At 66.4% G+C, this 24,863-nt stretch carries 25 protein-coding genes, 2 tRNA genes and 1 pseudogene; 17 read left to right on the top strand and 11 right to left on the bottom strand.

The window, feature by feature from the left end:
* Nucleotides 1-60 precede the first annotated feature (60 nt).
* Entirely contained in the window at nucleotides 61-1,062 is a 1,002-nt protein-coding gene (gene ilvC / locus TL10_RS17410) for a ketol-acid reductoisomerase (protein WP_192830257.1), read from the top strand.
* Between the two features lie 73 nt (nucleotides 1,063-1,135).
* On the opposite strand, the gene wrbA is transcribed toward ilvC, so the two are convergent.
* The gene (gene wrbA, locus TL10_RS17405) at nucleotides 1,136-1,789 is read right to left on the bottom strand and encodes an NAD(P)H:quinone oxidoreductase (protein ID WP_043986642.1); all 654 of its coding nucleotides are present in this window, start codon (nucleotides 1,787-1,789) and stop codon (nucleotides 1,136-1,138) included.
* Between the two features lie 14 nt (nucleotides 1,790-1,803).
* Complete coding sequence (locus tag TL10_RS17400; RefSeq protein WP_043986640.1) at nucleotides 1,804-3,264, bottom strand: phytoene desaturase family protein; 1,461 nt, start codon at nucleotides 3,262-3,264, stop codon at nucleotides 1,804-1,806.
* 87 nt (nucleotides 3,265-3,351) lie between these two features.
* Here TL10_RS17400 and serA point away from each other — a divergent pair, with 87 nt between their 5' ends.
* From serA to TL10_RS17385, 3 genes are read left to right on the top strand one after another with little or no spacing between them, the layout of a single operon-like run.
* Complete coding sequence (gene serA, locus TL10_RS17395) at nucleotides 3,352-4,938, top strand: phosphoglycerate dehydrogenase (RefSeq protein WP_043986588.1); 1,587 nt, start codon at nucleotides 3,352-3,354, stop codon at nucleotides 4,936-4,938.
* Nucleotides 4,935-5,945 (top strand): 3-isopropylmalate dehydrogenase, encoded by a 1,011-nt coding sequence (locus tag TL10_RS17390; protein ID WP_043986587.1) that lies wholly within the window; start codon nucleotides 4,935-4,937, stop codon nucleotides 5,943-5,945. The genes serA and TL10_RS17390 overlap by 4 nt, the downstream gene beginning before the upstream one ends.
* A gap of 4 nt (nucleotides 5,946-5,949) precedes the next feature.
* Nucleotides 5,950-6,522: a hypothetical protein gene (locus TL10_RS17385; protein ID WP_110789117.1), complete on the top strand. Its 573-nt coding sequence runs from the start codon at nucleotides 5,950-5,952 to the stop codon at nucleotides 6,520-6,522.
* Here TL10_RS17385 and TL10_RS17380 read toward each other — a convergent pair.
* Nucleotides 6,511-7,126, bottom strand: a pseudogene (locus TL10_RS17380) (MmyB family transcriptional regulator). The gene TL10_RS17385 and the pseudogene TL10_RS17380 overlap by 12 nt on opposite strands.
* Nucleotides 7,127-7,324: 198 nt before the next feature.
* Between TL10_RS17380 and bla the strand changes: the two are divergent.
* The 5 genes from bla to TL10_RS17355 all read left to right on the top strand — a co-directional run bounded on the left by bla (nucleotide 7,325) and on the right by TL10_RS17355 (nucleotide 10,818).
* A complete protein-coding gene (bla, locus tag TL10_RS17375; RefSeq protein ID WP_043986586.1) occupies nucleotides 7,325-8,206 on the top strand; it encodes a class A beta-lactamase in 882 nt (293 codons plus the stop codon).
* 9 nt (nucleotides 8,207-8,215) lie between these two features.
* The gene (locus TL10_RS17370; protein WP_131630760.1) at nucleotides 8,216-9,490 is read left to right on the top strand and encodes a DUF7373 family lipoprotein; all 1,275 of its coding nucleotides are present in this window, start codon (nucleotides 8,216-8,218) and stop codon (nucleotides 9,488-9,490) included.
* 78 nt (nucleotides 9,491-9,568) lie between these two features.
* Entirely contained in the window at nucleotides 9,569-10,195 is a 627-nt protein-coding gene (locus TL10_RS17365) for a dihydrofolate reductase family protein (protein WP_043393291.1), read from the top strand.
* The gene (locus tag TL10_RS17360; RefSeq protein WP_131630759.1) at nucleotides 10,192-10,500 is read left to right on the top strand and encodes a hypothetical protein; all 309 of its coding nucleotides are present in this window, start codon (nucleotides 10,192-10,194) and stop codon (nucleotides 10,498-10,500) included. The genes TL10_RS17365 and TL10_RS17360 overlap by 4 nt, the downstream gene beginning before the upstream one ends.
* Nucleotides 10,501-10,533: 33 nt before the next feature.
* Nucleotides 10,534-10,818 (top strand): hypothetical protein, encoded by a 285-nt coding sequence (locus TL10_RS17355; RefSeq protein WP_043986584.1) that lies wholly within the window; start codon nucleotides 10,534-10,536, stop codon nucleotides 10,816-10,818.
* Between the two features lie 170 nt (nucleotides 10,819-10,988).
* Here TL10_RS17355 and TL10_RS17350 read toward each other — a convergent pair whose 3' ends face one another.
* The 5 genes from TL10_RS17350 to TL10_RS17330 form a co-directional block, all read right to left on the bottom strand.
* Nucleotides 10,989-11,306 (bottom strand): ESX-1 secretion-associated protein, encoded by a 318-nt coding sequence (locus tag TL10_RS17350; RefSeq protein WP_043986583.1) that lies wholly within the window; start codon nucleotides 11,304-11,306, stop codon nucleotides 10,989-10,991.
* Nucleotides 11,296-12,057, bottom strand: a complete 762-nt coding sequence (locus TL10_RS17345; RefSeq protein ID WP_043986582.1) for an EspA/EspE family type VII secretion system effector — start codon at nucleotides 12,055-12,057, stop codon at nucleotides 11,296-11,298. Before TL10_RS17345 ends, TL10_RS17350 begins: the two co-directional genes overlap by 11 nt.
* Complete coding sequence (locus TL10_RS17340) at nucleotides 12,057-12,806, bottom strand: hypothetical protein (RefSeq protein ID WP_131630758.1); 750 nt, start codon at nucleotides 12,804-12,806, stop codon at nucleotides 12,057-12,059. The genes TL10_RS17345 and TL10_RS17340 overlap by 1 nt, the downstream gene beginning before the upstream one ends.
* Before the next feature lie 43 nt (nucleotides 12,807-12,849).
* Nucleotides 12,850-13,392 carry a hypothetical protein gene (locus tag TL10_RS17335; protein ID WP_052506449.1) on the bottom strand — a complete coding sequence of 181 codons (543 nt, stop codon included), beginning with the start codon at nucleotides 13,390-13,392 and terminating at the stop codon, nucleotides 12,850-12,852.
* 160 nt (nucleotides 13,393-13,552) lie between these two features.
* Complete coding sequence (locus TL10_RS17330) at nucleotides 13,553-14,782, bottom strand: MFS transporter (RefSeq protein WP_043986580.1); 1,230 nt, start codon at nucleotides 14,780-14,782, stop codon at nucleotides 13,553-13,555.
* A gap of 113 nt (nucleotides 14,783-14,895) precedes the next feature.
* Between TL10_RS17330 and TL10_RS17325 the strand changes: the two genes are divergently transcribed.
* From TL10_RS17325 to TL10_RS17305, 5 genes are all read left to right on the top strand, one after another.
* A complete protein-coding gene (locus tag TL10_RS17325) occupies nucleotides 14,896-16,047 on the top strand; it encodes an alpha/beta hydrolase family protein (protein ID WP_110789116.1) in 1,152 nt (383 codons plus the stop codon).
* A gap of 26 nt (nucleotides 16,048-16,073) precedes the next feature.
* On the top strand, nucleotides 16,074-16,856 hold the full coding sequence (locus tag TL10_RS17320; RefSeq protein ID WP_043393311.1) for a fumarylacetoacetate hydrolase family protein: 783 nt from the start codon (nucleotides 16,074-16,076) through the stop codon (nucleotides 16,854-16,856).
* A 1-nt stretch (nucleotide 16,857) separates the two neighbouring features.
* Entirely contained in the window at nucleotides 16,858-18,315 is a 1,458-nt protein-coding gene (gltX, locus tag TL10_RS17315; protein WP_043986579.1) for a glutamate--tRNA ligase, read from the top strand.
* 126 nt (nucleotides 18,316-18,441) lie between these two features.
* Nucleotides 18,442-18,513, top strand: a tRNA-Gln gene (locus tag TL10_RS17310).
* A 60-nt stretch (nucleotides 18,514-18,573) separates the two neighbouring features.
* Nucleotides 18,574-18,646: transfer RNA gene (locus TL10_RS17305), tRNA-Glu, on the top strand.
* 53 nt (nucleotides 18,647-18,699) lie between these two features.
* On the opposite strand, the gene TL10_RS17300 is transcribed toward TL10_RS17305, so the two are convergent.
* From TL10_RS17300 to TL10_RS17290, 3 genes are all read right to left on the bottom strand, one after another.
* Entirely contained in the window at nucleotides 18,700-19,914 is a 1,215-nt protein-coding gene (locus tag TL10_RS17300) for a DUF1501 domain-containing protein (protein WP_043393317.1), read from the bottom strand.
* Between the two features lie 9 nt (nucleotides 19,915-19,923).
* Nucleotides 19,924-21,237, bottom strand: a complete 1,314-nt coding sequence (locus TL10_RS17295) for a DUF1800 domain-containing protein (RefSeq protein ID WP_318259798.1) — start codon at nucleotides 21,235-21,237, stop codon at nucleotides 19,924-19,926.
* Nucleotides 21,238-21,357: 120 nt separating this feature from the next.
* Nucleotides 21,358-22,059 (bottom strand): IclR family transcriptional regulator, encoded by a 702-nt coding sequence (locus TL10_RS17290; RefSeq protein WP_043393323.1) that lies wholly within the window; start codon nucleotides 22,057-22,059, stop codon nucleotides 21,358-21,360.
* Between the two features lie 75 nt (nucleotides 22,060-22,134).
* Between TL10_RS17290 and leuC the strand changes: the two genes are divergently transcribed.
* The 3 genes from leuC to TL10_RS17275 form a co-directional block, all read left to right on the top strand.
* Nucleotides 22,135-23,559 (top strand): 3-isopropylmalate dehydratase large subunit, encoded by a 1,425-nt coding sequence (gene leuC, locus TL10_RS17285; protein ID WP_043986577.1) that lies wholly within the window; start codon nucleotides 22,135-22,137, stop codon nucleotides 23,557-23,559.
* Between the two features lie 12 nt (nucleotides 23,560-23,571).
* Nucleotides 23,572-24,165, top strand: a complete 594-nt coding sequence (leuD, locus tag TL10_RS17280) for a 3-isopropylmalate dehydratase small subunit (RefSeq protein ID WP_043393330.1) — start codon at nucleotides 23,572-23,574, stop codon at nucleotides 24,163-24,165.
* A 247-nt stretch (nucleotides 24,166-24,412) separates the two neighbouring features.
* Nucleotides 24,413-24,863, top strand: a 451-nt coding sequence (locus TL10_RS17275; protein ID WP_043986573.1) for an HU family DNA-binding protein, incomplete at its 3' end; no start/stop codon positions are given.

Genomic DNA, 24,863 nt, shown 5'->3' with positions numbered 1-24,863 from the left:
TTCGAATAACAGAGCTTCAACAACAGATACAAGGGTAAGGAAGAGCAAGTGGCAGTTGAGATGTTCTACGACGACGATGCGGACCTGTCGATCATCCAGGGTCGCAAGGTCGCCGTCATCGGCTACGGCAGCCAGGGGCACGCGCATTCGCTTTCGCTGCGCGACTCGGGTGTGCAGGTCAAGGTCGGCCTGAAGGAAGGCTCGAAGTCCCGCGAGAAGGTCACCGAGCAGGGCCTCGAGGTCGACACCCCGGCCAACGTCGCCGCGTGGGCCGACGTCATCATGCTGCTGGCGCCGGACACCGCGCAGGCCGAGATCTTCACCAATGACATCGAGCCCAACCTCAAGGACGGCGACGCGCTGTTCTTCGGCCACGGCCTCAACATCCACTTCGGCCTGATCAAGCCCCCGGCCAACGTCACCATCGGCATGGTCGCCCCCAAGGGCCCCGGCCACCTGGTGCGTCGCCAGTTCGTCGACGGCAAGGGTGTGCCCGCGCTGATCGCCGTCCACCAGGACCCCAAGGGTGAGGGCCAGGCGCTCGCGCTGTCCTACGCCAAGGGCATCGGTGGCACCCGCGCCGGCGTCATCAAGACCGACTTCAAGGAAGAGACCGAGACCGACCTGTTCGGTGAGCAGGCCGTGCTCTGTGGTGGCACCGAGGAACTGGTCAAGGCCGGTTTCGAGGTCATGGTCGAGGCCGGCTACGCCCCGGAGATGGCCTACTTCGAGGTGCTGCACGAGCTCAAGCTCATCGTCGACCTGATGTACGAGGGTGGCATCGCCCGCATGAACTACTCGGTGTCCGACACCGCTGAGTTCGGTGGCTACCTGTCCGGCCCGCGCGTCATCGACGCCGACACCAAGGAGCGCATGCGCGCCATCCTGAAGGACATTCAGGACGGCACCTTCGTCAAGCGCCTGGTCGCCAACGTCGAGGGCGGCAACAAGGAGCTCGAGGGTCTGCGCCAGGCCAACGCCGAGCACCCGATCGAGGTCACCGGCAAGAAGCTGCGCGACCTGATGAGCTGGGTCGACAGGCCGATCACCGAGACTGCCTAGTCTCCAACCGCCGACTGGCCAGTTGTTGCACGCGATTCACGAAAAAGCGTGCAATAACTGGCCTTTCGGCATTTCAGGGTGTTTCGGTAGACGGTGTACCCGACGCCGGCCGGCTCGCGGGTGACAGGGGTGCGCCCAGCCGGTCAGCGACCGAGACGACCCGCCGCGCCAGGTGGTCCAATGCCGCATAGGTGTTGTCGTCGAACTGGCGGATGTTGTCGTGGTTGGCCAGCAGGCTCACGCCGTACGGGTTGCCGTCGGCGAACTTGAGCGGGTCGGTGTAGCCGGGCGGGACGATGATGCCGCCCCAGTGCATCAGGGTGATGTACAGCGACAGCAGTGTGGTCTCCTGGCCGCCGTGCGCGGTGTTGGTCGAGGTGAAGCCCGCGTACACCTTGTCCGCCAGGGCACCCTGCGACCACAGGCCGCCGAGCGAGTCCAGGAACGCCCGCAGCTGTGACGCGACGGAACCGAAGCGGGTCGGAGAGCCGAAGATCACGGCGTCGGCCCAGACGATGTCGTCGCCCGTGGCGGTCGGAAGGTCTTTGGTTGCTTCGTAATTCGCGGTCCACGCCGGGTTGTGCGCAAACGACGCGGGGTCCGCGGACTCTGCGACGGGCCGCAACCGCACCTCGGCGCCCAACGATTCGGCGGTGCTCGCGACCCGCTGCGCCATGGAAGTGCCGTGCCCGGTCGCGGAGTAGAAGATCACAGAAAGCTTGGCCATGAGCCAAGCCAACACTATGGCGCGAGCGACGGCAGCGTCTTCACTCCGAATTCACGACGCAGCACGGTGCGGGCCGCATACATACCCGCCATGCCGTGCACGCCGGTGCCCGGCGGGGTGGCCGACGAACACAGGTATGCCTTGGGGATCGGCGTGGTCCACGGGTTGGCCCGCAGCGTCGGCCCGATCATCGCGGCCTTGAGCGTCGCGCCGCCGACGATGATGTCGCCGCCGACGTAATTGGCGTTGTGCTGCGACATCTCGGCGGCCGGCACCGCGCGGGCCGCGAGCACCAGATCGCGGAAACCCGGTGCGGCGTCCTCGAACAACCCGATGACGGTCTCGGTCTGGTCGACGGTCGAGCCCGCGGGCATGTGACAGTAGGTCCACAGCGGCCGTCGGCCCTGGGCGTCGATGCGGGACGGGTCGGCGAGGTGGGGCAGCGAGGCCAGCGTCATCGGGTGCTCGGCATGGCGCCCCTGCCAGATCTCCCGTTCGGCATGCGCCATCTGGGTCCGGGTGCCGCCGAGGTGGACGGTCGGTGACGATGCCATCCGCGGGTCGCGCCAAGGGATCTCACCGGACAGCACGAAGTCGATCTTGCAGACGCCGGGACCGAACTTGTAGCGGCGCAGTGCTTTTGCATAGCGGTCCGGAACGGCAGACCCGTAGATGTCGAGCAGGGCGGTCGGGGAGGTGTCGTAGATGACCACTCCGGCGGGCGGATTCGTCACGGGGGAGCCGGTGACGAGCTCACCGCCGTGTGCGCGCAGATCGGCGATCAGCGCATCGGTGATCGTCTGCGTGCCGCCGACCGGAACCGGCCAGCCCGCCGTGTGGGCGACGGTGCTGAGCATGATGCCCGCGCCGCTGTTGACGGGCGACGGCATGGGGTGGATGGCGTGCGCGCCGACGCCGGTGAACAGGGCCTGGGCGTCGTCACCGCGCAGCAGGCTCCACGCCGGGCTGCCCTGGGTCAGCACCCGCAGTCCGGCACGCACGGTGCTCGGCAGGTCGGGCGGCAGGGAACGCTTGTCGCCGAGGAAGAAGGCCAGGACGCCGTCGACGTGCTCGACCAGCGGGCCCAGCAGCCGCCGCCAGGACGAGCCGTGTTCGAGCTCCGCGCAGGTGCGATCGAGGGAGCGGTACGCGATGGCGGCCCGGCCCGAGGCCTTTCCCGTCGCTTCGCTCGCCCCGGCAGGCAGGGGATTGGCGTACGAGATCTCCGGGGTGACCATCCGCACACCGCGGGCGGCCAGGTCGAACTCCGCGAAGAAGGGCGACGCCACACCCAGCGGATGCACCGCCGAACAGACGTCGTGCAAAACGCCTGGATATTCAGGGTCGGGGGCGGTGCGGGCACCGCCGCCGGGGGTCGGCTGGCCCTCGATGACCCGGACGGACAGCCCGGCGCGGGCGCAGATGACGGCCGCGGCCAGTCCGTTGGGTCCACTACCGACGACGGTGACGTCCACCACTTGATGGTAGTGACGGGCCGGGACAACCCAGATCAAGGCAACCGCGATTGGAAGCGCGGCCATGCCGCCCACTAGTCTGTGCGCGTGAGCCTTCCTGTCGTACTCATCGCTGACAAACTCGCCGAATCGACCGTCGCCGCCCTCGGCGACCAGGTAGAGGTCCGTTGGGTCGACGGACCCGACCGCGAAAAGCTGCTGGCCGCCGTGCCGGACGCCGACGCCCTGCTGGTGCGCTCGGCCACCACGGTGGACGCCGAGGTGCTGGCCGCGGCGCCCAAGCTCAAGATCGTCGCCCGCGCGGGCGTCGGCCTGGACAACGTCGACGTCGACGCCGCCACCGCCCGCGGTGTGCTGGTCGTCAACGCCCCGACCTCGAACATCCACAGTGCCGCCGAGCACGCCCTGGCGCTGCTGCTGTCGGCCGCCCGCCAGATTCCGGCCGCCGATGCCACGCTGCGCGAGCACACCTGGAAGCGGTCGAAGTTCTCGGGCACCGAAATCTTCGGCAAGACCGTCGGCGTCGTGGGCATGGGCCGCATCGGCCAGCTCGTCGCGCAGCGCCTCGCCGCGTTCGGCGCGCACATCGTCGCCTACGACCCCTACGTCTCGCAGGCCCGTGCCGCGCAGCTGGGCATCGAGCTGCTGACCCTCGACGAGCTTTTGGGGCGCGCTGATTTCATCTCGGTGCACCTGCCCAAGACCAAGGAAACCGCCGGCCTGATCAACAAGGACGCGCTGGCCAAGACCAAGCCGGGCGTCATCATCGTCAATGCGGCCCGCGGTGGCCTCATCGATGAGCAGGCCCTGGCCGACGCGATCATCAGCGGCCACGTCCGTGGCGCCGGCCTCGACGTCTTCGCCACCGAGCCCTGCACCGACAGCCCGCTGTTCGAGCTGCCGCAGGTCGTCGTCACCCCGCACCTGGGCGCCTCCACCGAAGAGGCGCAGGACCGCGCCGGCACTGACGTCGCCGCGAGCGTGAAGCTGGCGCTGGCCGGCGAGTTCGTGCCGGACGCCGTCAACGTCGGCGGCGGTGTCGTCGGCGAAGAGGTCGCGCCGTGGCTCGACCTGGTGCGCAAGCTGGGCCTGCTGGTCGGTGCCCTGTCGCCGGCGCTGCCGTCCTCGCTGGATGTGCAGGTCCTGGGCGAGCTGGCGTCGGAAGACGTTGAGATTCTGAAGCTTTCGGCGATGCGCGGGCTGTTCTCGGCCGTCATCGAGGACCAGGTGACGTTCGTCAACGCGCCGGCGCTGGCCGCCGAGCGTGGCGTCGAGGCCACCCTGGGAACCGAGTCGGAGAGCCCCAACCACCGCAGCGTCGTCGACGTCCGCGCCGTGGCCGCCGATGGTTCGGTCTTCAACGTGTCGGGCACCCTGAGCGGTCCGCAGTTGGTCGAGAAGATCGTCCAGATCAACGGCCGCAACCTGGACCTGCGTGCCGAGGGCGTCAACCTGATCCTCAACTACGGCGACCAGCCGGGTGCCCTGGGCAAGATCGGCACCCTGCTCGGTGGAGCCGACGTCAACATCCTGGCCGCTCAGATGTCGCAGGACTCTGACGGTTCGGGCGCGACGGTCATGCTGCGGCTCGACCGTGAGGTGCCGGCCGACGTGCTCAGCGCGATCGGCGACGCCGTCGGCGCGACCACGCTGGAACTGGTGGATCTGTCGTGAAGCTCGCCGTCATCGCCGGTGACGGCATCGGCCCCGAGGTCATCGGCGAGGCACTGAAGGTCCTCGATGTCGTGCGGCCGGGTGTCGAGCGCACCGAATACAACGTGGGTGCCAAGCGCTACCACGAGACCGGGGAGACCCTGCCCGAGGGCATGGTCGACGAGCTCAAGACGCACGACGCAATCCTGTTGGGCGCCATCGGCGATCCTTCGGTGCCCAGCGGCGTGCTCGAGCGTGGCCTGCTGCTGACCATGCGGTTCGCCCTGGATCACCACGTGAACCTGCGGCCGTCGCGGCTGTTCGCCGGCGTCGACAGCCCGCTGGCCGGCAACCCGGACATCGACTTCGTCGTGGTTCGCGAGGGCACCGAGGGGCCGTACACCGGCACCGGTGGTGCCATCCGCGTCGGCACTCCGCACGAGGTGGCCACCGAGGTGTCCACCAACACGCGGTTCGGTGTCGAGCGCGTGGTGCGCTATGCCTTCGAGAAAGCTCGCGCGCGGCGTAAGCACCTGACGCTGGTGCACAAGAACAACGTGCTGGCCTACGCGGGTTCGTTGTGGACCCGCACGGTCGACGAGATCGGCACCGAGTACCCGGACGTCCAAACCGCCTACATGCACGTGGATGCGGCGACCATCTACATGGTGACCGATCCGGGCCGCTTCGATGTGATCGTCACCGACAACCTGTTCGGCGACATCATCACCGACCTGGCCGCGGCCGTCTCCGGCGGTATCGGTCTGGCGGCATCGGGCAACATCGACGCGACGGGCACCAACCCGTCGATGTTCGAACCGGTGCACGGCAGCGCGCCCGACATCGCCGGTAAGGGTCTGGCCGACCCGACCGCGGCCATCATGAGTGTGGCGCTGCTGCTGACTCACCTCGGTGAGAACGAGGCCGCGGCCCGCGTGGACAAGGCTGTGGCCGAGCATCTTTCGACACGTGGCGACGCCAAACTGTCGACGTCGGAGACCGGCGAGCGGATTCGCAGCTTCCTGTAGTGCCGTGAACAGCATCGCCACCCTCACCAGGCAGTGCTGGCTGTTCGCCGTCGGCTCGACGTTCTTCGCCCTCGCCACGGTTCCCGGGTTTCCCTCGGTGGCCGGGGCGGGTGCGACGAACCTGCTGTGCTTCATCGGGTCATGGTTCTTCACCGCCGCGGCGCTCATGCAGTATGTGCTGGCGCCCCCGGGAATCCAATGGTGGTCGGCGGCAATCCAATTCATGGGCACCGTGCTGTTCAACGTCAGCACCGGTGCATCGGTGTGGGCGCACGCCGTGCTCGCCGAGCGACGCTACGTGTGGGCGCCCGACGCCGCCGGGTCGCTGGCCTTCCTGCTCAGTGGCCTGCTGGCAGTCATGGTCGTCGGTCTGTGGGCGCCGAAATCCGTTGACTGGCAGGCATCTTGGATCAACATGATGGGCTGCGTCGCGTTCGAGGTGTCGGCGCTGGCGGCGTTCGTCCGCACGACCGGCGTGACGGTCGACGAGTGGCTGGCGAACTTCGGGACCTTCGTCGGCGCATTGTGCTTCCTGGTCGCGGCCCTGATGGTGCGGCCCCGCCGGTCAGCGGCTTGATTGTCTGGTGGCCGCCAGGCTGCCCAATAACTTCAACCGGTCCGCTGTCGGCGAATTCGGTTCCGCTGTCATGACATAGATGGTCAGTCCCGGGTCGGCGGCCAGTTCCAGCCCGTCGAAGGTCAGGTCGAGTTGGCCGACGTCAGGATGCTTGAGCGCTTTCGGGCCGGACTGATGTGCCCGGATGATGTGTGCGCCCCACCTGACCCGGAATTCGTCACTGCGCGTGCTCAATTCACCGACCAGCTGGGTGAGCCTGTCGTCATACGGATCACGGGCCGCGGCGCCGCGGAGGATGGCAACGGCGTTATCGGCCTGCTGGTTCCAGTCGACGAAGAAGTCTTGGGCTCGGTGGTCGAGGAACAGGAACCGTGCGATGTTGGCCTGGCCGTCGGCTCCGTCGATGGCGTCGCGGTAGAGCTCGGCGCTGACGGCATTGGTGGCCAGGATGTCGAGGCGGTCGTTGCTGACCCAGGCGGGCACGCTCACCATCGCGTCGAGGATTTGCTGGACGCTCGGCCGAATCCTGGTGCTCTTCCCGGCGCAGGCCGGGAACCCGCCGCTTGGCGCCGTAGTCGGGCAGGCCGGCCTGCTGGGGAGTCATCCGTGCGCGCCGGGACGTCAGGAATTCCCGGATGTCCTTGCGCTGGCGGCCATCGACTGGTTCGACAAGCACGTTGACTGACGCCTTCGTCGCTGATCTGCTGGGATCCGTTGGGGCCCAACGCACTGCATGGCTACGGAGTGCCGGGCGAATACCCCGCGTTGGCATCCCGCACCGATCCATGATTGGCTGGGATCTGTGGGGGTATCGCTGAGCCGACGTAATTTCATCGTCGGGTTGGCCGCTACCGGTGTGCTGGCTGGGTGCCGGCCCGATAAACCGGTCGAGCCAACCAGATTTGAAGAACTGGAAGACCGCTATCAGGCGCTAATCGGCGTCTATGCAGTGGATTTGGAGTCATTGGCGACGGTCGAGCACCGTGCCGACGAGCGGTTCTCGATCTGCTCGACCTTCAAAGCCTATGCGGCGGCACGCATCTTGCAGATGGCCAAGGCCGGTCAGGCGAATCTCGATGCCATGGTGCCCATTACCGCCGCGGACATTGTGGTCAACTCCCCGGTGCTGAGCCCGGCCGTGGGGACCCGGATGGAGCTGCGGGAGATTTGCGCCGCGGCCCTGACGCAGAGCGACAACGCCGCGGGCAACATCATGCTGCGGACCATCGGTGGGCCGTCCGCCCTCACCGCTTTCGCCCGCTCGATCGGCGATTCGCAGACGCGGCTGGATCGCTGGGAACCGGACCTCAACGACGCGGCGCCCGGCGACCTGCGCGACACCACCACACCGAGGGCCCTGTGCGGTGGATACCGCGCCATTCTCGTCGGCGACGCGTTGTCCGGTGCGGGTCAATTCCAGCTGAAACGGTGGATGACCGAGACGACGACGTCGACCCGACGTTTTCGCGCAGGTCTGCCCGAGGGCTGGACCAGCGCGGACAAGACCGGCAGCGGTGACTACGGGTCGACCAACGACGCCGGCTTGCTGATCGGACCCAAACGCGAGCGGGTCATGCTCACGGTGCTGATCCGCACGCGCACCCTGCGGCGGGACGCCGGGCCGTTCAACGAAGCGGTGGCAGAGAGCGTGCGATCAGTGCTGGCACGCCTCGGCCACAGTTAGTGTTGGATCGTGGGGATCCGGAAGTTGGCATTAGCCGTGGTTACGTGCGTGTGTGTGGTCGCGGGATGTTCGACGACCACGACGGGCACTGCGCGGTTCGGCGGCTCACTGAGCGATCCTGAACCCGACGTCAGCCAACTCAGGACCGGTAACTACCAGATCAAGCCGAGTACCCCCTTCTTCAGTGCCGGACCAAATCCGCTCACGCAGTCGATCATCGAATCGACCCGCTTGGCCGAATATGTCGTCGGGCCTTGGGAAATCGATTCGTCGGTGACCAAGCAGGGAGCGCTCGGAACAGGCACCATGACATCGGAATTCGGTGTCGACGTCATTCTCGGCGTGTCCAAAGACAATGTCATGCAGGGCATTGCCAGAGCGCACAAGCTGGTCGCCGGATTCGGGTCATCGCGGTCAGCCGGGGCCCGGGATACGGATCTGGAAATCCAGAACGCGGTCCTGATGTTCCCCGATGAGGCACAAGCTGCGGCGGCCGCGGGTGAATTCAGCGCGCAGTTCGGACCCGTCGTCGTCGATCGGATCCCGACATATCCCGTCCAGATCTCGGTCGGCGCCAGTTCGGTGCCGGCGATTGGCGTCGACTACGGCACCGGGGTCAGTGCCGTCGCCGCCTACAGCGCGTACGGGCGGTTTGTGCTGTACCAGTTCGTGAACGCCAGGGCCACCAAATCCACCAGGGCGCCGCTGCGCGCTGAGTTGCTGACATCCGACCTGCTCGGTCGGCAGCAAGCGCTGATCAAGAGCTTTGTGCCGACAGAGCCGGCGAAACTCGCTGATCTGCCCAAGGATCCGAGCGACGACCAATTGCTGTCGAAGACGATCAGCACTCCTGATCGACAGCAAGGGGTGCTGATCGGGACCTGGCGGCCGCGGGCGTGGCTGCACTTCGAATCCGATCCGGTGAGCATGACCACCCAGTTCGAGCGTGCCGGCGTCCAATGGGTGACCCAGCGGTGGGGCCGGGTGTATCAGGCCCCCAACCCCGACTCGGCTGCACAGCTGCTGGACTTCACCACCGCCGCGCTGATGAAGAATTCGGATGTGCAGTTGGCCGGCGCGGTGCCGGGGTTCCCCGGCGCACGGTGTTTCGAGCACCTGCAGGACTATGCGCGCCCGGACGCAACGGTGACGTGGCGCATCCTGGGGTGGCACTACAGCTGCATCGCGCGCACCGACAGATTCGTGTTCCAGGTGTTCGCCGATGATGAAACCGCTGTGGACCAACAGATTTCGGCGCAGTACCGGGTGTTGTCCGGAAAGTAGCCGGCCGCTCCGATGAGTTTCGGCGGGTCCGGTGGTCTACCTCACTGACAGACACCAATGACTCGTCAGGAGCTAGAAATGGGCCAGATTCACCTCGCGTTGTTCGCCACCCTCGACCTCGTCGGGCAGGCGCCTGGCGGTCCCGGAGAAGACTCGGACGGTGGTTTTCGGTTCGAAGGTTGGCAGGCACCGCTGATCGACGACGTGTCAGGGGAGCAGGTCGGCGCGGCATACGAAGGTACCGATGCGCTGCTGCTCGGCCGGCGGACGTACGACATCTTCGCGGGCTACTGGCCGCATCAGGACGACGAATTCGCTGACATGTTCAATCGCATCCCCAAGTACGTCGCGTCCCGTGGCAAGCCCGATCTGTCGTGGTCCGGCTCGAAGCAGATCGGCTCGGATTTGGTGGCCGAAGTGCGTGAGATCCGGGAGCGCCACGACCACGTCAAGGTGGTCGGGAGTTTGAATTTCGTACAGACCCTGTTGCGCGAAAAACTGTTTGATCGCATGGACCTTTGGGTGCATCCTATTGTGCTGGGGGCCGGCAAGAAGGTGTTCGACGGCGGCACGGTGCCGTCGAACCTGACGCTGCTCGAGCCGCCAGTGTCCAGCCCTGCGGGAATCGTCTACCTGCAGTACGGGTTGGCAGAAGGTGTGCCGGCAACAGGGGACATGAGCGCACCGGATCGGGGGGACGTTTGACTGGTACGGACTGGACCCGCGGCGTGCTCGGCGGCGCGGTACTCGGGGGAATCGGCTGGGGTCTGTTGGCCGTTGATGCGGTAGGTGTGTCCGGCGGCGACTTGCACTTGAGCCGGATCGACGGGGCGTACTTACCTGTTGCGGTGGGTATTTCGTTGCTCTGCCTGGTAATTGCCGTGGTGTTGCCCAAGGTGGGGATACTGCGCACGATCGCTATCGCGCTGGTGGTCGCACCGACAAGCGGTTGGTTCGTTGTGGGTCTGCTGTACATGCAGACCTTTGCGATTGTGGCGACATGGCGGTGAGCGAGGGCTCGCCGGTCAGCGGAGGGGGTAAGCATGTCCTACGAGCATGAAAGCGCACTCGATCCGCGCACCGAGCAGACGGTCGATCCACGGTATCTGCTCGGTGGTTATGTACTCGGGCTGGTCGCGATGTCGCTGGCGCCGGTGATCTATTTCTGGCTCTTCGCGCCGGCGGGCGCGCTGCTCGTCGCCGCGGTCGCCGTGCTGGTCGCGACGGTGCGGCCCCGGTTTGACGACGTGGCTCGCGGCGCGTACTTCGCGGCGCTGTTCGGTTTGGCGGCGACGCTCGTGCTGTTCTTCGTGGGCGCTCAGCACTGACTGAGCTCCACGGTTCGCGCAGCCGGGTTTCGGCTACCGCCAGTCGTCGATGACGAATACGTCGGACCAGAGCTGAATCATGTTCAGCCGCAGTGAGTTCGGAGATCGGGTGGCAGCGGTCGAATGCTGATCGGCATGGCTTGCCTTTCGGCATCCGGTGATGGCGACTCTCAGCGAGGCGGCATCTGCTGGTCCAGTGCCGCGCCCTCGTGGGCATCGGTAGCAGCGTATTTGCTCGCGGCAGTGTCGAGTCGGCCGGCCAAGCTGTTGGAGGTGGCTTGCATCTCCCGGACCGCAAAGTCGCGCGACGACTGCGCCGAGCCGAGCGCGGCCGAAGTGAGGCTGCACACCAGACCGTGGGTGAGGACAACACTTCCCGTTGCGCCCTCGGTCGCGGCGCCTGCGGTGCCCAGATGCTCGGCTGCCTCTCGATTCTTCCCGGCCAGCTCGGTCAAATCTGTTGGCGTGACCTTCAACTCACCGCTCATGACTGCTCCCTACCTGGTTGGCGGCCTGCGCTACCGATGCGATCTGGTCGTACGAAGCTCCGGCGCGGCGAATCAGTGTGGCGTTGTGCGCAGCGTCAATGCCGAGCTGGGCGAATGCTTCCAGGCAGAAGGGCAGCGTCGCTGCGACGCCGGCGGTCTGGATCGTCATGGATAGCGCTATTCCGGCGCCGGGCGGCAGTTCGATGGCCATGGCGGCGACTGCGGGCGGGATACACGCCGTGAGCCAGGTTTGCTTGTGGTCGATGGTGGTCCGGGTCGAGTCGACCTGCTCGGCTTCGTTCTTGAGGACGTCATGCACCGTGCGGTCGATCTCTGCCAATGTCGCCGCTCGCTGCTGATGCTCGAAGTTGCGGTCCTCGTAGGCTTCCGAACTGCTGCCCTGCCAGCTTTCCGGCGGACGGCAGGACCCCAGCTCGTCTTTCACCGCATTGAAGGCATCGGATCCATGCGCGAACTGTTCGCCCTTGTCGGGCCCGCCGAACCCGCACAGATTGTTCATGACGTTCATCGCAGTGAGGGCCGCTTCGATGATCGGAGTCTCCAGCGCCGCTGCCTGTTTCGTGGCCCCGAGGGCGCGTGCGGTTGCCTGGCCGATGGGCTGCATGAATCCGACGAAGTCCGCGGCGATGCCGCCCGCCGACCAGGCTGGACTCTCGCCCATTCCGGTGACGTGCTGGTAGCCGCTGTACCAATAGTTCGCGGAGTTGTAGAGGTCGACCATCGTCCCCATCAGCTTGTTCCCTTCGATGACGCGGCATCGCCGCGATACCGGGTAAATCGTTCGAGCGCTTGCCCGTTGGTGAGTTCGCCCCGAGATTCGGGATGCTGCCAGTAGTACCGCACCAGTTCATACAGCGGACGGCCGTCGGGCCCGGCATACATGGCCGAGGACTGGATTGACGTCACCTTGCCGTCGGTCGACCGGAACGCCAGCGGGGTGAAGCGCCCCTCTACTCCGTCCAATTGGTCGGTCACCGCCGCGAGGTCGCTCCAGTGTCCGCTGCCCCTCTTCAGACCGTCGAGAAACTGATATCCGTCAGCGTTCAGGCGGATCCAGCCCATCCCGTTCTTGCGCTGGCTGAGCCAGAAGGGAATCAAGACGAATGCGCACACCCCGAAGACGAGCTTGTACAGGCGCGCGATGCCCTCGACCGGACTGTCACCGTCCGATATGTGCAGCGGCGAAATACCTTGCTGCACCATGTCGTAGATACCGAGGAGCCCCATCGCCGCGCACGCCGGGATCCCCAAGACGTATGTCATCCGTCCGGCACGCTCAAGTCGCTGGTCGGGACGTAGTACGGTGCCGTTCGCATCGTAGGTGCATCCCGCAGCAGCGGTGGCCATGGCGAATGGGGTTCTTAGCGCGTTGAACCACCACGCCGCTAGACCCAGTGCCACAACGGCGGTCACATAGCGGCCTGCCCATGCGCTGTAGACGGCCCAGATCAAGCAGACGGCAACGGCGGCACCGAGCACGGATTTTTGGACCCGCCGCTTCGGGGGTGTCCGTCCGTCGGCGTCAGGCATGGTCGGGGTCACTGTCGGCGAAGCGGGTGGCGAGTTCGGCTGCGGCGGCGTCGGCCTGCGCGGGCGTGGTGAACGGCAGCATGTTCTCGGCGAAGTCCCGCGCCTGCAGAAAATCCATCCCGGTGTCCATGAGGACCTTGACCATCGCGATGTGCACGACCGCGGAGGCGCGCTTCACCGCGACCTCGGCGACCGCCTGAATCTGCTGGGCGAGTTGTGACTCGGTCAGCGTCGTGACGCGGCTGTCGAGGTCGACGCGCGCGATCACGCCGGTGAGATACGCGGTGACGGTGATGGTGTTGGCCGGGTTGCTGGCGGCCGTCACGGGTGTGACCGTGTCGTCGTCGACGTCCGGGGGATCGGCGGCAAGAGCGTCGAGGTCGGTGTCCGGGTTCTCGGGTTGGTGGCCGGGACCGTAGTCCAGTGTGTCGAGTTCGGTGTCGGGGTCATCCGGCTCGTCGTCCGCGGCATAGCCGAGTGCGTCGAGGTCGCTGTGGTCGTCGCCCCATTCGTCGGGTTCGAGATGCGCAGGCATACGTTGCTGGTCTACTTTCGCCGAATTGGTGCCAAATCCACCCTATAGCGAATGGTGTCCACGTCCGGACACTTTTTCGCGGCACGCGGGCAGCGCCCAGATTCGCCGGATCTATACCGAGAGTGTGGGATACCGAGGTTCCCGTCGGCGTGTCGTCTCGTCAGGCCCCACGCTCGGCGTAGGAGTCGGCGTTAGGAACTGGCTTGTTGCGCAACGGATCTGCTGCGACCGGAACAAGTGGCACGGCCAGCAGGGGGAACAGCGCGCACACCGCGAACGCGGCCGGGAAACCGAAGACACCAATCAGGGCCCCGAACGCCGGCGGCACGATGCCGGTGGTCAACAACTGCGACGTGTTCTGCACACCCAGTGCGCGTCCGCTCCAGAACGGCCCGGCGATTTCGGCAATCGCGGTGAAGGACAACCCGTTATCGGTCACTGTGACCACCGACGCCACCACCATCACGAAAACCGCCACCGGCCAGTGCAAATAGTCGGTCAATGCCAGTAGGCCCATCGAAATTCCGGCAAAGACGGCGATGATCCGCACCGGTCCCAGCCGTGAGCCGACCACGTCCGACCACCGGCCCGCAGCGATTCGCCCTGCGGCCCCGCACAATTGGGCCACGGTCACCATTAAGCCCGCCGCGCCGGCTGACCAGCCGTGCGCCGTCATCAGCCACACCAGTGCGAAGGTCCAGACCAGACATTGGGGAACCACCAGCAGGACCGACACCGCGTGGATACGGGCCAACACCGACGATCCGCGGTACGGGTTGGCCAGATCGGTTGCGGGGGCGGAGGATCGGTGCGGACGAGGCGGATCGATGACGCCCACGGCCGTCACCACGGCCGCGACCAGACACGCGATGGCCGGGAACAACAGCGCGGCGGACACACCTGACGACTCGGCCAGTCGCGGAATCACCAAGGCGCCCAACCCAACTCCCAGCGGTTGCGCAGTCTGGCGGATGCCCATCACCAGGCCGCGCTGCTCCGGTGGGAACCAGCCGACGACCAATCGACCGCTCGCAGAGTTGGAGCTGGCGGCCGCCATGCCACCCAGCAATAGGAACGCGCCGACCGCCACCAAGGAATCGGCCCACGCCGCTGCGAACGCCGCCAACGAGGTCAACAGCGCGCCGACCGTGAGCACAAACCGCTCGCCGACCCGGTCGACGACCCAGCCCCACGCGATCAACGTCAGCACCATGCCGAAGCTCGGCATGGCAGACACCAGTCCGGCGCCTGACAGGTCCAGCCCGCGTTCGCCGTGCAGCGTCGGGATCAGGAACGCGGCGCCGTTGATGAAGACGTTGGCGCACATCGTCGAGCCGAGCGCGATCACCAGCATCGACCAGCGGCGGGCGGCTGAGACGTTGGTGGCCATGGCTTCATGGTGCCACCGTGCTTCTCAAAATATGAATCAATATCTCAAAATATGAGACCGACTAGGGTCTGGACATGGCTCTGCGAGCGAACCTTTCACGATTGATGGCGGTCATGGCGGCCGCAGTGGTACTCATCGCGGCACCGATGCCCACGGCGTCGGCGGCCCCGCCACGTTGGTCAGGTTTGGACGCCCGAGCATTCGCGGCTCCGGTGCCGCCCCCGGGTGCGCTCATCCAGAGCGTGCCGCTCGATCCCGAGCTGTCGGTCGCCGGTGCGGCACGCGCCTACCGAATCCTGTATTCGACCACCGACCAACACAATTCGCCGGCAGTCAGTACCGGAGCGGTATTTGTCCCGAAAGGCCAAGCGCCGCAGGGTGGGTGGCCCGTCATCGCCTGGGCGCATGGCACCGTCGGCCTCGGCGACGACTGCACGCCCTCGGCGCAGCCCCGCAGTGCGCGTGACAACGAGTACCTGTCCCATTGGCTTGACCAGGGGTACGTCGTGGTCGGTTCCGACTACACGGGTCTCGGCACCCCGGGCCTGATGAGCTACCTCAACAGTGTCGCCACGGCGCACGCCATCATCGACTCGGTGATCGCCGCGCATCACCTGGACCTGCCGCTGTCCCCGAAGTGGGCGCTGGTGGGCCAGTCGCAGGGCGGCGCGGCGGCGGTGGCGAGCGCGCGGTGGGCCACCGAATTCAGTAAGGGGACGGGCCTGGACTACCGCGGCGTCGTGGCGACCGGCACGCCGGCGAACATCGATGACGTCGTCATCACGGCCGGTCCCGACATGGTGCTGCCGCCCGGGCTCGGGCCCATCGCGTCGGCCTACACCGCCTACATCCTCGCCGGGTTCCGGGAGGTCCGTCCGGACGTCAACAGCGTGCTCAACCCCGCTGGTCTGGCCGCTGCCGACAAGGCCGAAACGCTGTGCACCGCACCGCTGAGCGCGGCCGTGACCGGTATGACGCCGCCGCAGTTCTTCTCCGCGCCGCTGGCCTCGCTACCTGGCATGCGCGGGGCACTGGCCGACTTCATGGGCACGCCGGTCGCCGGCTACGACCGGCCGATCTTCCTCGGGGTGGGCCTCAAGGACCGTGACGTGCCGCCGTCGTCGACGCTGAAGTTCGCTGATCAGCTCAAGGCCAACGGCCAGGACGTGACGCTCGAGATCTACCCGGAGGACGACCACTCCAGCACCGTGCTGACCTCGATGGCGGACTCCACGCCGTTCCTGCAAGCCCAGTTCGCGGGCTGACCAGCGGGCCTCATTAGGCTGGGCGGATGCGCCTAGGTCGAATTGCCAGTCCAGACGGCGTCGCTTTTGTGGTGATCGAGGGCGACCCGAACTCCGATGCGGTCTGCAAAGAAATCGCTGAGCAGTACCTGTCCCGCAACCCCACCTTCACCGGGCGGTCGTGGCCGTTGGCCGACGTCCGGCTGCTGGCGCCGATCCTGGCCAGCAAGGTGGTCTGCATGGGCAAGAACTACGCGGCACACGCCCGCGAGATGGGCAGCGAGCCGCCCGAGGATCCGGTGATCTTCCTCAAGCCCAACACCGCGATCATCGGGCCGAACATCCCGATCCAGCTGCCCGCCGACGCCAACCCGGTGCACCACGAGGGTGAACTGGCGGTCGTCATCGAGCGCCCCTGCAAGGACGTCCCGGCCGCCAAGGCCAAGGACTTCATCCTCGGCTACACCATCGCCAACGACGTCTCGGCGCGTGACCAGCAGCAGAAGGACGGCCAGTGGATGCGGGCCAAGGGGCACGACACGTTCTGCCCGATCGGCCCGTGGATCGAGACGGCCGTCGATCCGGCGGATCTGGACATCCGGACCGAGGTGAACGGGCAGAAGCGTCAGGACAGCAACACCGCGCTGCTGCTGCATGACGTCGGCGCCATCATCGAATGGGTCTCGGCCGTCATGACGCTGCTGCCCGGCGACATCATCCTCACCGGAACGCCCGAGGGCGTCGGCCCGATCGAGGACGGCGACACCGTCAGCATCACCGTCGACGGCATCGGCACGCTCTCCAATCCTGTTGTACGCAAAGGGAAATAACGTGACTACACCTGTCAGGGTCCGCTTCTGTCCGTCGCCGACCGGCACCCCGCACGTCGGCCTGGTCCGCACCGCGCTCTTCAACTGGGCGTACGCGCGACACACCGGCGGCGACTTCGTGTTCCGGATCGAGGACACCGACGCCGCGCGCGACAGCGAGGAGAGCTACAACGCCATCCTCGACGCGCTGCGCTGGCTTGGGCTGAACTGGGATGAGGGTCCCGAGGTCGGCGGCCCGTACGAGCCGTACCGGCAATCGCAGCGCAGCGACCTCTACCGGGACGTCATCGCGAAACTGCTTGCCGCGGGTGAGGTTTACGAGGCCTACTCGACGCCCGAGGAGGTCGAGGCCCGGCACCTCGCGGCCGGCCGCAACCCGAAGCTGGGCTACGACAACTACGACCGGGACCTGACCGCCGAGCAGAAGGCCGCTTTCGAGGCGGACGGCCGAAAGCCGGTGCTGCGTCTGAAGATGCCCGACGAGGACATCACCTGGACCGACCTGGTGCGTGGTGAGACGACCTTCGCCGCCGGTGTGGTCCCGGACTTCGCGATCACCCGCGCGAGCGGAGATCCGTTGTACACCTTGGTCAATCCTGTCGACGACGCATTGATGAAGATCACCCACGTGCTGCGTGGCGAGGATCTGCTGCCGTCGACGCCGCGGCAGATCGCGCTGTACCAGGCGCTGATCCGGATCGGCGTCGCTGATGCGGTGCCCCAGTTCGCCCATCTGCCAAGCGTTCTCGGTGACGGCAACAAGAAGCTGTCCAAGCGCGACCCGCAGTCCAACCTGTTCCTGCACCGCGATCGTGGCTTCATTCCCGAGGGCCTGCTGAACTACCTGGCGCTGTTGGGCTGGGGCATCGCCGACGACAACGACATCTTCAGCCTCGACGAGATGGTGGCCGCCTTCGATGTGGCCAACGTCAACTCGAACCCGGCGCGATTCGACCAGAAGAAGGCCGACGCCATCAACGCCGAGCACATCCGCCGGCTGGCCCCGGAGGACTTCAGTGCGCGGCTCAAGGCGTACCTCGACGCGCATGGTCACGACACCGCGTTGGACGACAAGGGTTTCGCCGCGGCGGCCGAGTTGATCCAGACCCGCATCGTCGTGCTCGGCGACGCATGGGAACTCGTGAAGTTCTTCAACGACGACGCCTACGCGATCGACGAGAAGTCGGCGGCCAAGGAACTCAAGCCCGAGGCTGCGGAGGTCCTGGACGCCACGCTGAGCGCCTTGGACGCCGTCACCGAATGGAACACCGCCAACATCGAAGCCGCGCTCAAGACCGCGCTGCTCGACGGCCTGGAACTCAAGCCGCGCAAGGCGTTCGGCCCCATCCGCGTGGCGGTCACAGGCGCGGCCATCAGCCCACCACTGTTCGAGTCGATGGAACTGCTGGGCCGTGACCGCAGTCTGGCGCGGCTGCAGGCGGCCCGGAACGGGCTGTGAGCGGGCGATTTAATTCAGCGCCAACTATTTGGTAGTCTGCTCGTCGGCCCGGAAAGCAAAAGCGGCGAACATCCGCTCGGCGATTCGGTCCGAAGATGCCTGTGACCTGCGGTGATAGGCATCAAATGGGGTATGGTGTAATTGGCAACACTAGGGATTCTGATTCCCTCATTCTAGGTTCGAGTCCTGGTACCCCAGCTGCCGGAGCGATTAGGTCAGCAAGCTCACTTAGGCTAAGCTGACGCTCCGGAAGTTCTAGCCCCCGTCGTCTAGCGGCCTAGGACGCCGCCCTCTCACGGCGGTAGCGTGGGTTCGAATCCCATCGGGGGTACGTACGAACGCCGGACCTGACAACAGGTCCGGCGTTTTGTCTTGTCCGGGGTATTACCTACCGCCGGTCAGGAATCCGATGTCCCGCCGTCCGCGGCCGACCGACGGCTCCGGGTCCGCGCCGAGGGTGCGGGACAGCAGTTCGTGATAAACGTCACGGAAGTCGACGGTCGTCTTGAGGTCGCCGTCGGTCAGGTCGGTCAGGCTCGGCTCGTCGCCGTAGAACCCGCCCGTGACGGGAGTGCCCGCGATGAACACCGGCCCCGAGGTGCCGTGGTCGGTGCCCTGTGAGGCATTGGCGGCGACCCGCCGCCCGAATTCTGAGTACATCAACACCACGACGTTGCGGCCGTAGGGCGTGCCCTGCAGCTTGTGGAAGAAGGGCGTCAGGGCGTCGTCGAGAGTCTTGAGCAACGCCTGCTGAGGGGCGCGTTCGTCGGCATGTGTATCGAAACCCAGCAGCTGCGTCATGTACACCTGCGTGGGCACGCCGGCCCGGATGCAGCGGGCCACCAGTTCGAGGTCGTTGGCCAACTGGTTGTCGGCCTGGCCGATGGTCTGCAGGCGGCCGTTGATCACCGGTGCGAAGCGGGTGTTGGTGGAGTGATTGGCCCGATAGGACTCGCACACCTGGCTCATGGCGGTGGTGTCGTTCGGGTCGTCGGTGCTCAGCGCGGCCAAGGTCCGCGCGACGTCGGGCGGGATGGCCGGGACGAAGTCGGAAAGCGATGCCGCGACGTGCTTTTGGCCGACGGCCAGCGGCGGCAGGACGGTGCCGATGTTGACGGCCCGGATCGGATCGTCGCCGGTGGTGTCCAGCCAGCGGCCGATCCAGCCGCTGGTGACGGCGTCGACGGGATTGGCGGTCTGCCAGATGTCCATGGAGCGGAAATGGCTGCGGTCCGGCTTCGGGTAGCCGACACCGCGCACGATCGCGAGCTTGTTGGACTGCCACAGCTTCGACATCCCGGTGAGCGCGGGGTTGAGCCCGAACGCGGGGTCGAGCCGGAGCACTTCCTCCGGCTGGTAGGCGAGCTCGGGGCGGGCATCGTGATAGGCGTTGTCCGCGTATGGGATAACCGTGTTGAGGCCGTCATTGCCGCCGTACAGCGTGACGATCACCAGGATGCCCTGGTTGGCCTGCAGCGGGCGGTCTTGGGCTTCGTGGAGCAGATCGGGCAGGGTCACCGCGGCGACTCCGCCGAGCAGACCGGCCGCGCCGACCCCGGCGCTGGCGATCAAGAACTTGCGGCGATTGAACTCGGGCATCGGATCTCTTTAGGACGTCACGTATTCGGGGGTGATGACGGCCGCTGCCACCAGCCGGTGTGGATCGGAGACCAATGGTTTGAGGGCGGCCGCCGAGCGATCCGACCAGGCGCCGATGCCGAACAGGTACCCCACGCCGTCGATCCGTTCACTGGATGCCATCTTTTCGACCGCGCTGATGTCGCTGAGCGCCAGGAGCCGGTTCGCGGCCCAGACCCGTGCTGCCGCACTATTCGTCGACAACCAGAGCTGTCCGCGCGGCCAGCCGCCGACGTCCGGCGGATAGAAGGGGCGCTGACCCATCACCCGGAGCACCTGGTCGAGGTCGGCGAGGACGTGGTCGTCGTCGAGCGGTACCGCCAGCGACCGCACGATGCCCATCAACCATTCGACCGGAGTGCTGACGACAGTGCCCGCGGCCTTGGTGAACTCGGGATCGAGCACCACTGCCTTGGTGAGTGCCTTGAGATCCCGGTTCGGGCCGTAGGCGGCGACCAGGCGGGTCACGGTGTCGGGGGAGGCCGGCTGGTCCGAAGCCAGTAGGCGCCACAGGGTTCCGGCGACGAAAGCGGCTGAGGCGGGCTGACGCAGCACGATGTTGCAGAAGTCGGTATCGGTGAGGTCGCCGGTGACACCGAGCACGGTCTTGACCGACTCGTCGTGATGTTCGGCGTAGACGGCGGTGCTGCCGTCGGGCCGCAGGTGCCGTCCGGTGAGGGCCTTGGCGCCCTCTTTCACGTCGATCTCGGTGTAGCCGTTGGCATGTCCCATGGTGAAGAGCTCCATGAACTCCCGGGACAGGTTCTCGTTGGGGGCCGCCGCGGTGTTGACGTCACCGTCCAGCCAGTGCAGCATCGCACCGTCCGTCAGCATGGCCCAGGCGAGGCTGCCGAAGTCGCCGAGTTTGAGGGTCCGCAGCTTCTCGTTCTGCTCACCCATCAGCTGCGCGGCGTTGACCTTCTCTGCAGAGGTGGCAAAGTGGTTGTGCCACAACAGCGTCAGCTTCTCGTGGATGGGCTGCTGCACCGCGGCCATGCGGCGCAGCCACCAGCCGGACAGCACCTGCATGCGCGCCACGAGCTCCTGGCCGAAGGCGGCGATCTCGGTGGCCGATGCGCCTGACGGCGGGTACTGCGGGATGGGCGATTTCGGCATCGGGGTCGCCACGGCGCCCGGGTCTGCGTTCGGATCGAGGCTCAGCACCCAGTCGAGGTAGGCCGACCAGTCCTGTTTGACCACAGCGTCGACCTGGGCTCCGGTGGTTCCGAAGCCCGTGCGGCGCAGCATCCGTGCGGTTGCCAGCCACTGTGGTGGCTGCGACACGATGAAACCTACTTTCCAACAGCGGTACGTCCCAGCCCTGCCGGGTCCATTAAGGAACTTAGGTGATCAGGACCGTCGTCGTCGCCGTATGCAGCGGATTCAAAGGTTTGCTGGTTTGCGTCAGAGCCGGCGGGTGAGCGCTTCGGCCGCGGCCAGCAGATCGCTGGCCCAGCGGACGCCGGGGCGGCGGCCCATCCGGTCGATCGGCCCGGACACCGACACTGCCGCGATCACCGCACCGCGGCTGTCCCGTACGGGTGCCGAGACGCTGGCCACGCCGGGTTCGCGTTCGGCGGCGCTCTGTGCCCAGCCGCGCCGGCGGACTTCGGCCAGCACCCGATCGGTGAATTTCGCGGTCGGCAGCACCGCCTGCTGGGTTGCGGGATCGCTGTATGCCAGCAGCACTTTGGCGCCGGAGCCGGCGGTCATCGGTAGCCGACTGCCGACGGGCACGGTGTCGCGCAGGCCGGACGGCGGTTCGAGGGCCATGACGCACACCCGGGCCAGGCCTTCCCTGCGATAGAGCTGCACGCTCTCGCCGGTGATCTCGCGCAGCCGGGGGAGCACCGCGCCCGCCGCGCTGAGCAGCGGGTCGTTGACCTGCCCTGCCAGCTCGGTCAGTGCCGGGCCGAGCCGCCACCGTCCTTCGTTGTCGCGGGCCAGAAGTCGGTGGACCTCGAGGCCCGCGGCCAGCCGGTGGGCCGTCGCCCGGGGCAGCCCGGTGCGGGTGCACAGTTCGGCCAGTCCACACGGTGACTCAGCCACTGAATGCAGCACACCCACCGCTTTGTCGAGGACGCCGATGCCGCTATCCTGTCTCACAGGGAGATACTAGCGTCCCGCATCGTGAGACGGTAGGTCAGCCTCCCCGGGTATCGCGGAAGGAACTGCACAGTCATGACGAACAAGCCACGCACCATGGCGGAGAAGGTCTGGGCGGACCATGTGGTGGTCGAGGGTAAAGGTGTTGACGCCGCCCGCGAGCCCGATCTCATCTATATAGATCTGCATCTCGTGCATGAGGTCACCAGCCCGCAGGCGTTCGACGGTCTGCGCCTCGCCGGCCGGCCCGTGCATCGTCCGGATCTCACGATCGCGACCGAGGACCACAATGTCCCGACCATCGACATCGACAAGCCGATCGCGGATCCCGTGTCACGCACCCAGGTTGAGACGCTGCGGCGCAACTGCGCGGAATTCGGCATCCGTCTGCACTCGATGGGTGACGCGCAGCAGGGCATCGTGCACATCATCGGCCCGCAGCTGGGTCTGACCCAGCCCGGCATGACGGTGGTGTGTGGTGACAGCCACACTTCGACGCACGGCGCCTTCGGTGCCATCGCAATGGGCATCGGCACGTCCGAGGTCGAGCATGTGCTGGCCACGCAGACGCTGGCGCTCAAGCCGTTCAAGACCATGGCGGTCAACGTCGACGGCGAGCTGCCGCCGGGTGTCAGCGCCAAGGACATCATCCTTGCGGTGATCGCCAAGATCGGCACCGGTGGCGGTCAGGGCCACGTCATCGAATACCGCGGCAGCGCCATCGAATCGCTGTCGATGGAAGGCCGGATGACGATCTGCAACATGAGCATCGAAGCCGGCGCCCGCGCCGGCATGGTGGCTCCCGACGAGACGACGTTCGAGTTCCTCAAGGGCCGTCCGCACGCGCCGACGGGCGCGGATTGGGACGCGGCTGTGGCGGCGTGGACAGCGTTACGTACTGACGAGGGTGCCGAATTCGACACCGAGGTGCACCTCGACGCAGCCTCCTTGAGCCCGTTCGTCACGTGGGGCACCAACCCCGGACAGGGCGTGCCGCTGTCGGCGAATGTTCCTGACCCAGAACAAATGTTCGATGAGGGCGAGCGGCAGGCCGCGGAAAAAGCGTTGGCCTACATGGACCTTCAGGCCAACATGCCGATGCGGGACATCGCCGTGGACACCGTGTTCGTCGGTTCCTGCACCAACGGCCGGATCGAAGATCTACGCGTGGTGGCCGACGTACTGCGTGGCCGCAAGGTCGCCGACGGGGTGCGGATGCTGGTGGTGCCCGGGTCGATGGCAGTGCGTGCGCAGGCCGAAACCGAGGGTTTGGGAGAGGTTTTCACCGCCGCCGGCGCCGAATGGCGGCAGGCAGGCTGCTCGATGTGTCTGGGCATGAACCCCGATCAGCTGGCTCCGGGTGAGCGCAGCGCGTCGACATCCAACCGGAATTTCGAAGGCCGCCAAGGCAAGGGCGGCCGCACCCACCTGGTGTCACCCGCCGTCGCCGCCGCCACCGCGGTGCGCGGAACCCTGTCCTCACCCGCTGATCTGAGCTAGGAGCGCACTGTAATGGAGGCTTTCCACACCCACACCGGAATCGGCGTTCCGCTGCGCCGGTCGAATGTCGACACCGACCAGATCATCCCCGCGGTGTACCTGAAGCGGGTCACCCGAACGGGTTTCGAGGACGGACTGTTCGCCGGGTGGCGCACCGATCCGTCGTTCATCCTCAACCTGCCGCCGTTCGACCGGGGCTCAGTTCTGGTCGCCGGCCCCGACTTCGGCACCGGCTCGTCGCGCGAACATGCGGTGTGGGCGTTGATGGATTACGGATTCCGGGTCGTCATTTCGTCGCGCTTCGCAGATATTTTTCGCGGTAATTCTGGCAAGGCCGGATTGCTCGCCGCGGAGGTCGCGCAGGACGATGTCGAACTGCTCTGGAAGCTCATCGAGCAGAATCCAGGGCTGGAAATCACTGTGAATCTTCAAGATCGGAATTTGACCGCGGGAACGGTCGTGCTGCCCTTCAAGATTGACGATTACACCGCATGGCGGCTGCTCGAAGGTCTTGACGATATAGGCCTTACGCTGCGGAAACTCTCGGAGATCGAAGCATTCGAGGCGAGCCGGCCGAGCTACAAACCCCGGACTCTGCCGGCCTGACCGAGTCGCTCCGCAGGTCCTGTCCGAGGGCCTGCGGAGCCATTTCGGCACTCGGGCGCAGCTCGAATCCCTGCCCCCGCAACCAGGTTCAAAAAACCCGCCAACACCTCCCAAGTGGGCCAACCAGATTGCCGAAATCCGTCATAGCAACGCCCGAAATTGGGCGTGGCTCTTGGAAATCGGCGGGTACTGGGTTTACCGTGTCCAGTAGTCGGTCCAGCCAGGGCCACTGAATCGGAGGTTTTGGATGAACAAAGCAGAACTCATCGATGCCCTGACAGAAAAGTTGGGCACCGATCGTCGTCAGGCCACCGCGGCCGTCGAGCACATCGTGGACACCATCGTGCGCGCCGTGCACAAGGGTGAGAGCGTCACCATCACCGGCTTCGGCGTCTTCGAGCAGCGTCGCCGCGCCGCACGCGTCGCGCGCAACCCGCGCACCGGCGAAACCGTCAAGGTGAAGCCGACGTCGGTTCCGGCATTCCGTCCGGGCGCGCAGTTCAAGGCCGTTGTCGCTGGCGCACAGCGTCTTTCGGCTGATGGCCCCGCCGTGAAGCGCGGTGCCACCGCCGCTCCGGCCAAGCGTGGCGCCGCCAAGAAGGCTGCCCCCGCGAAGAAGGCCGCTCCGGCCAAGAAGGCCGCCGCCACCAAGGCTCCGGCCAAGAAGGCTGCTCCCGCCAAGAAGGCGGCACCGGTCA

Source organism: Mycolicibacterium llatzerense (assembly GCF_000878195.1).
Taxonomy (GTDB): domain Bacteria; phylum Actinomycetota; class Actinomycetes; order Mycobacteriales; family Mycobacteriaceae; genus Mycobacterium; species Mycobacterium llatzerense.
This window is presented reverse-complemented; position numbering and strand designations above follow the sequence as displayed.

Bases quoted from the DNA above. Each gene is read 5' to 3' on its own strand.
- ilvC (WP_192830257.1), top strand. From the start codon at position 61: ATGTTCTACGACGACGATGCGGACCTGTCGATCATCCAGGGTCGCAAG.
- wrbA (WP_043986642.1), bottom strand. From the start codon at position 1,789: ATGGCCAAGCTTTCTGTGATCTTCTACTCCGCGACCGGGCACGGCACT.
- TL10_RS17365 (WP_043393291.1), top strand. From the start codon at position 9,569: ATGGGCCAGATTCACCTCGCGTTGTTCGCCACCCTCGACCTCGTCGGG.
- TL10_RS17355 (WP_043986584.1), top strand. From the start codon at position 10,534: ATGTCCTACGAGCATGAAAGCGCACTCGATCCGCGCACCGAGCAGACG.
- TL10_RS17350 (WP_043986583.1), bottom strand. From the start codon at position 11,306: ATGAGCGGTGAGTTGAAGGTCACGCCAACAGATTTGACCGAGCTGGCC.
- TL10_RS17345 (WP_043986582.1), bottom strand. From the start codon at position 12,057: ATGGGGACGATGGTCGACCTCTACAACTCCGCGAACTATTGGTACAGC.
- TL10_RS17335 (WP_052506449.1), bottom strand. From the start codon at position 13,392: ATGCCTGCGCATCTCGAACCCGACGAATGGGGCGACGACCACAGCGAC.
- TL10_RS17330 (WP_043986580.1), bottom strand. From the start codon at position 14,782: ATGGCCACCAACGTCTCAGCCGCCCGCCGCTGGTCGATGCTGGTGATC.
- TL10_RS17325 (WP_110789116.1), top strand. From the start codon at position 14,896: ATGGCGGCCGCAGTGGTACTCATCGCGGCACCGATGCCCACGGCGTCG.
- TL10_RS17320 (WP_043393311.1), top strand. From the start codon at position 16,074: ATGCGCCTAGGTCGAATTGCCAGTCCAGACGGCGTCGCTTTTGTGGTG.
- TL10_RS17300 (WP_043393317.1), bottom strand. From the start codon at position 19,914: ATGCCCGAGTTCAATCGCCGCAAGTTCTTGATCGCCAGCGCCGGGGTC.
- leuC (WP_043986577.1), top strand. From the start codon at position 22,135: ATGACGAACAAGCCACGCACCATGGCGGAGAAGGTCTGGGCGGACCAT.
- leuD (WP_043393330.1), top strand. From the start codon at position 23,572: ATGGAGGCTTTCCACACCCACACCGGAATCGGCGTTCCGCTGCGCCGG.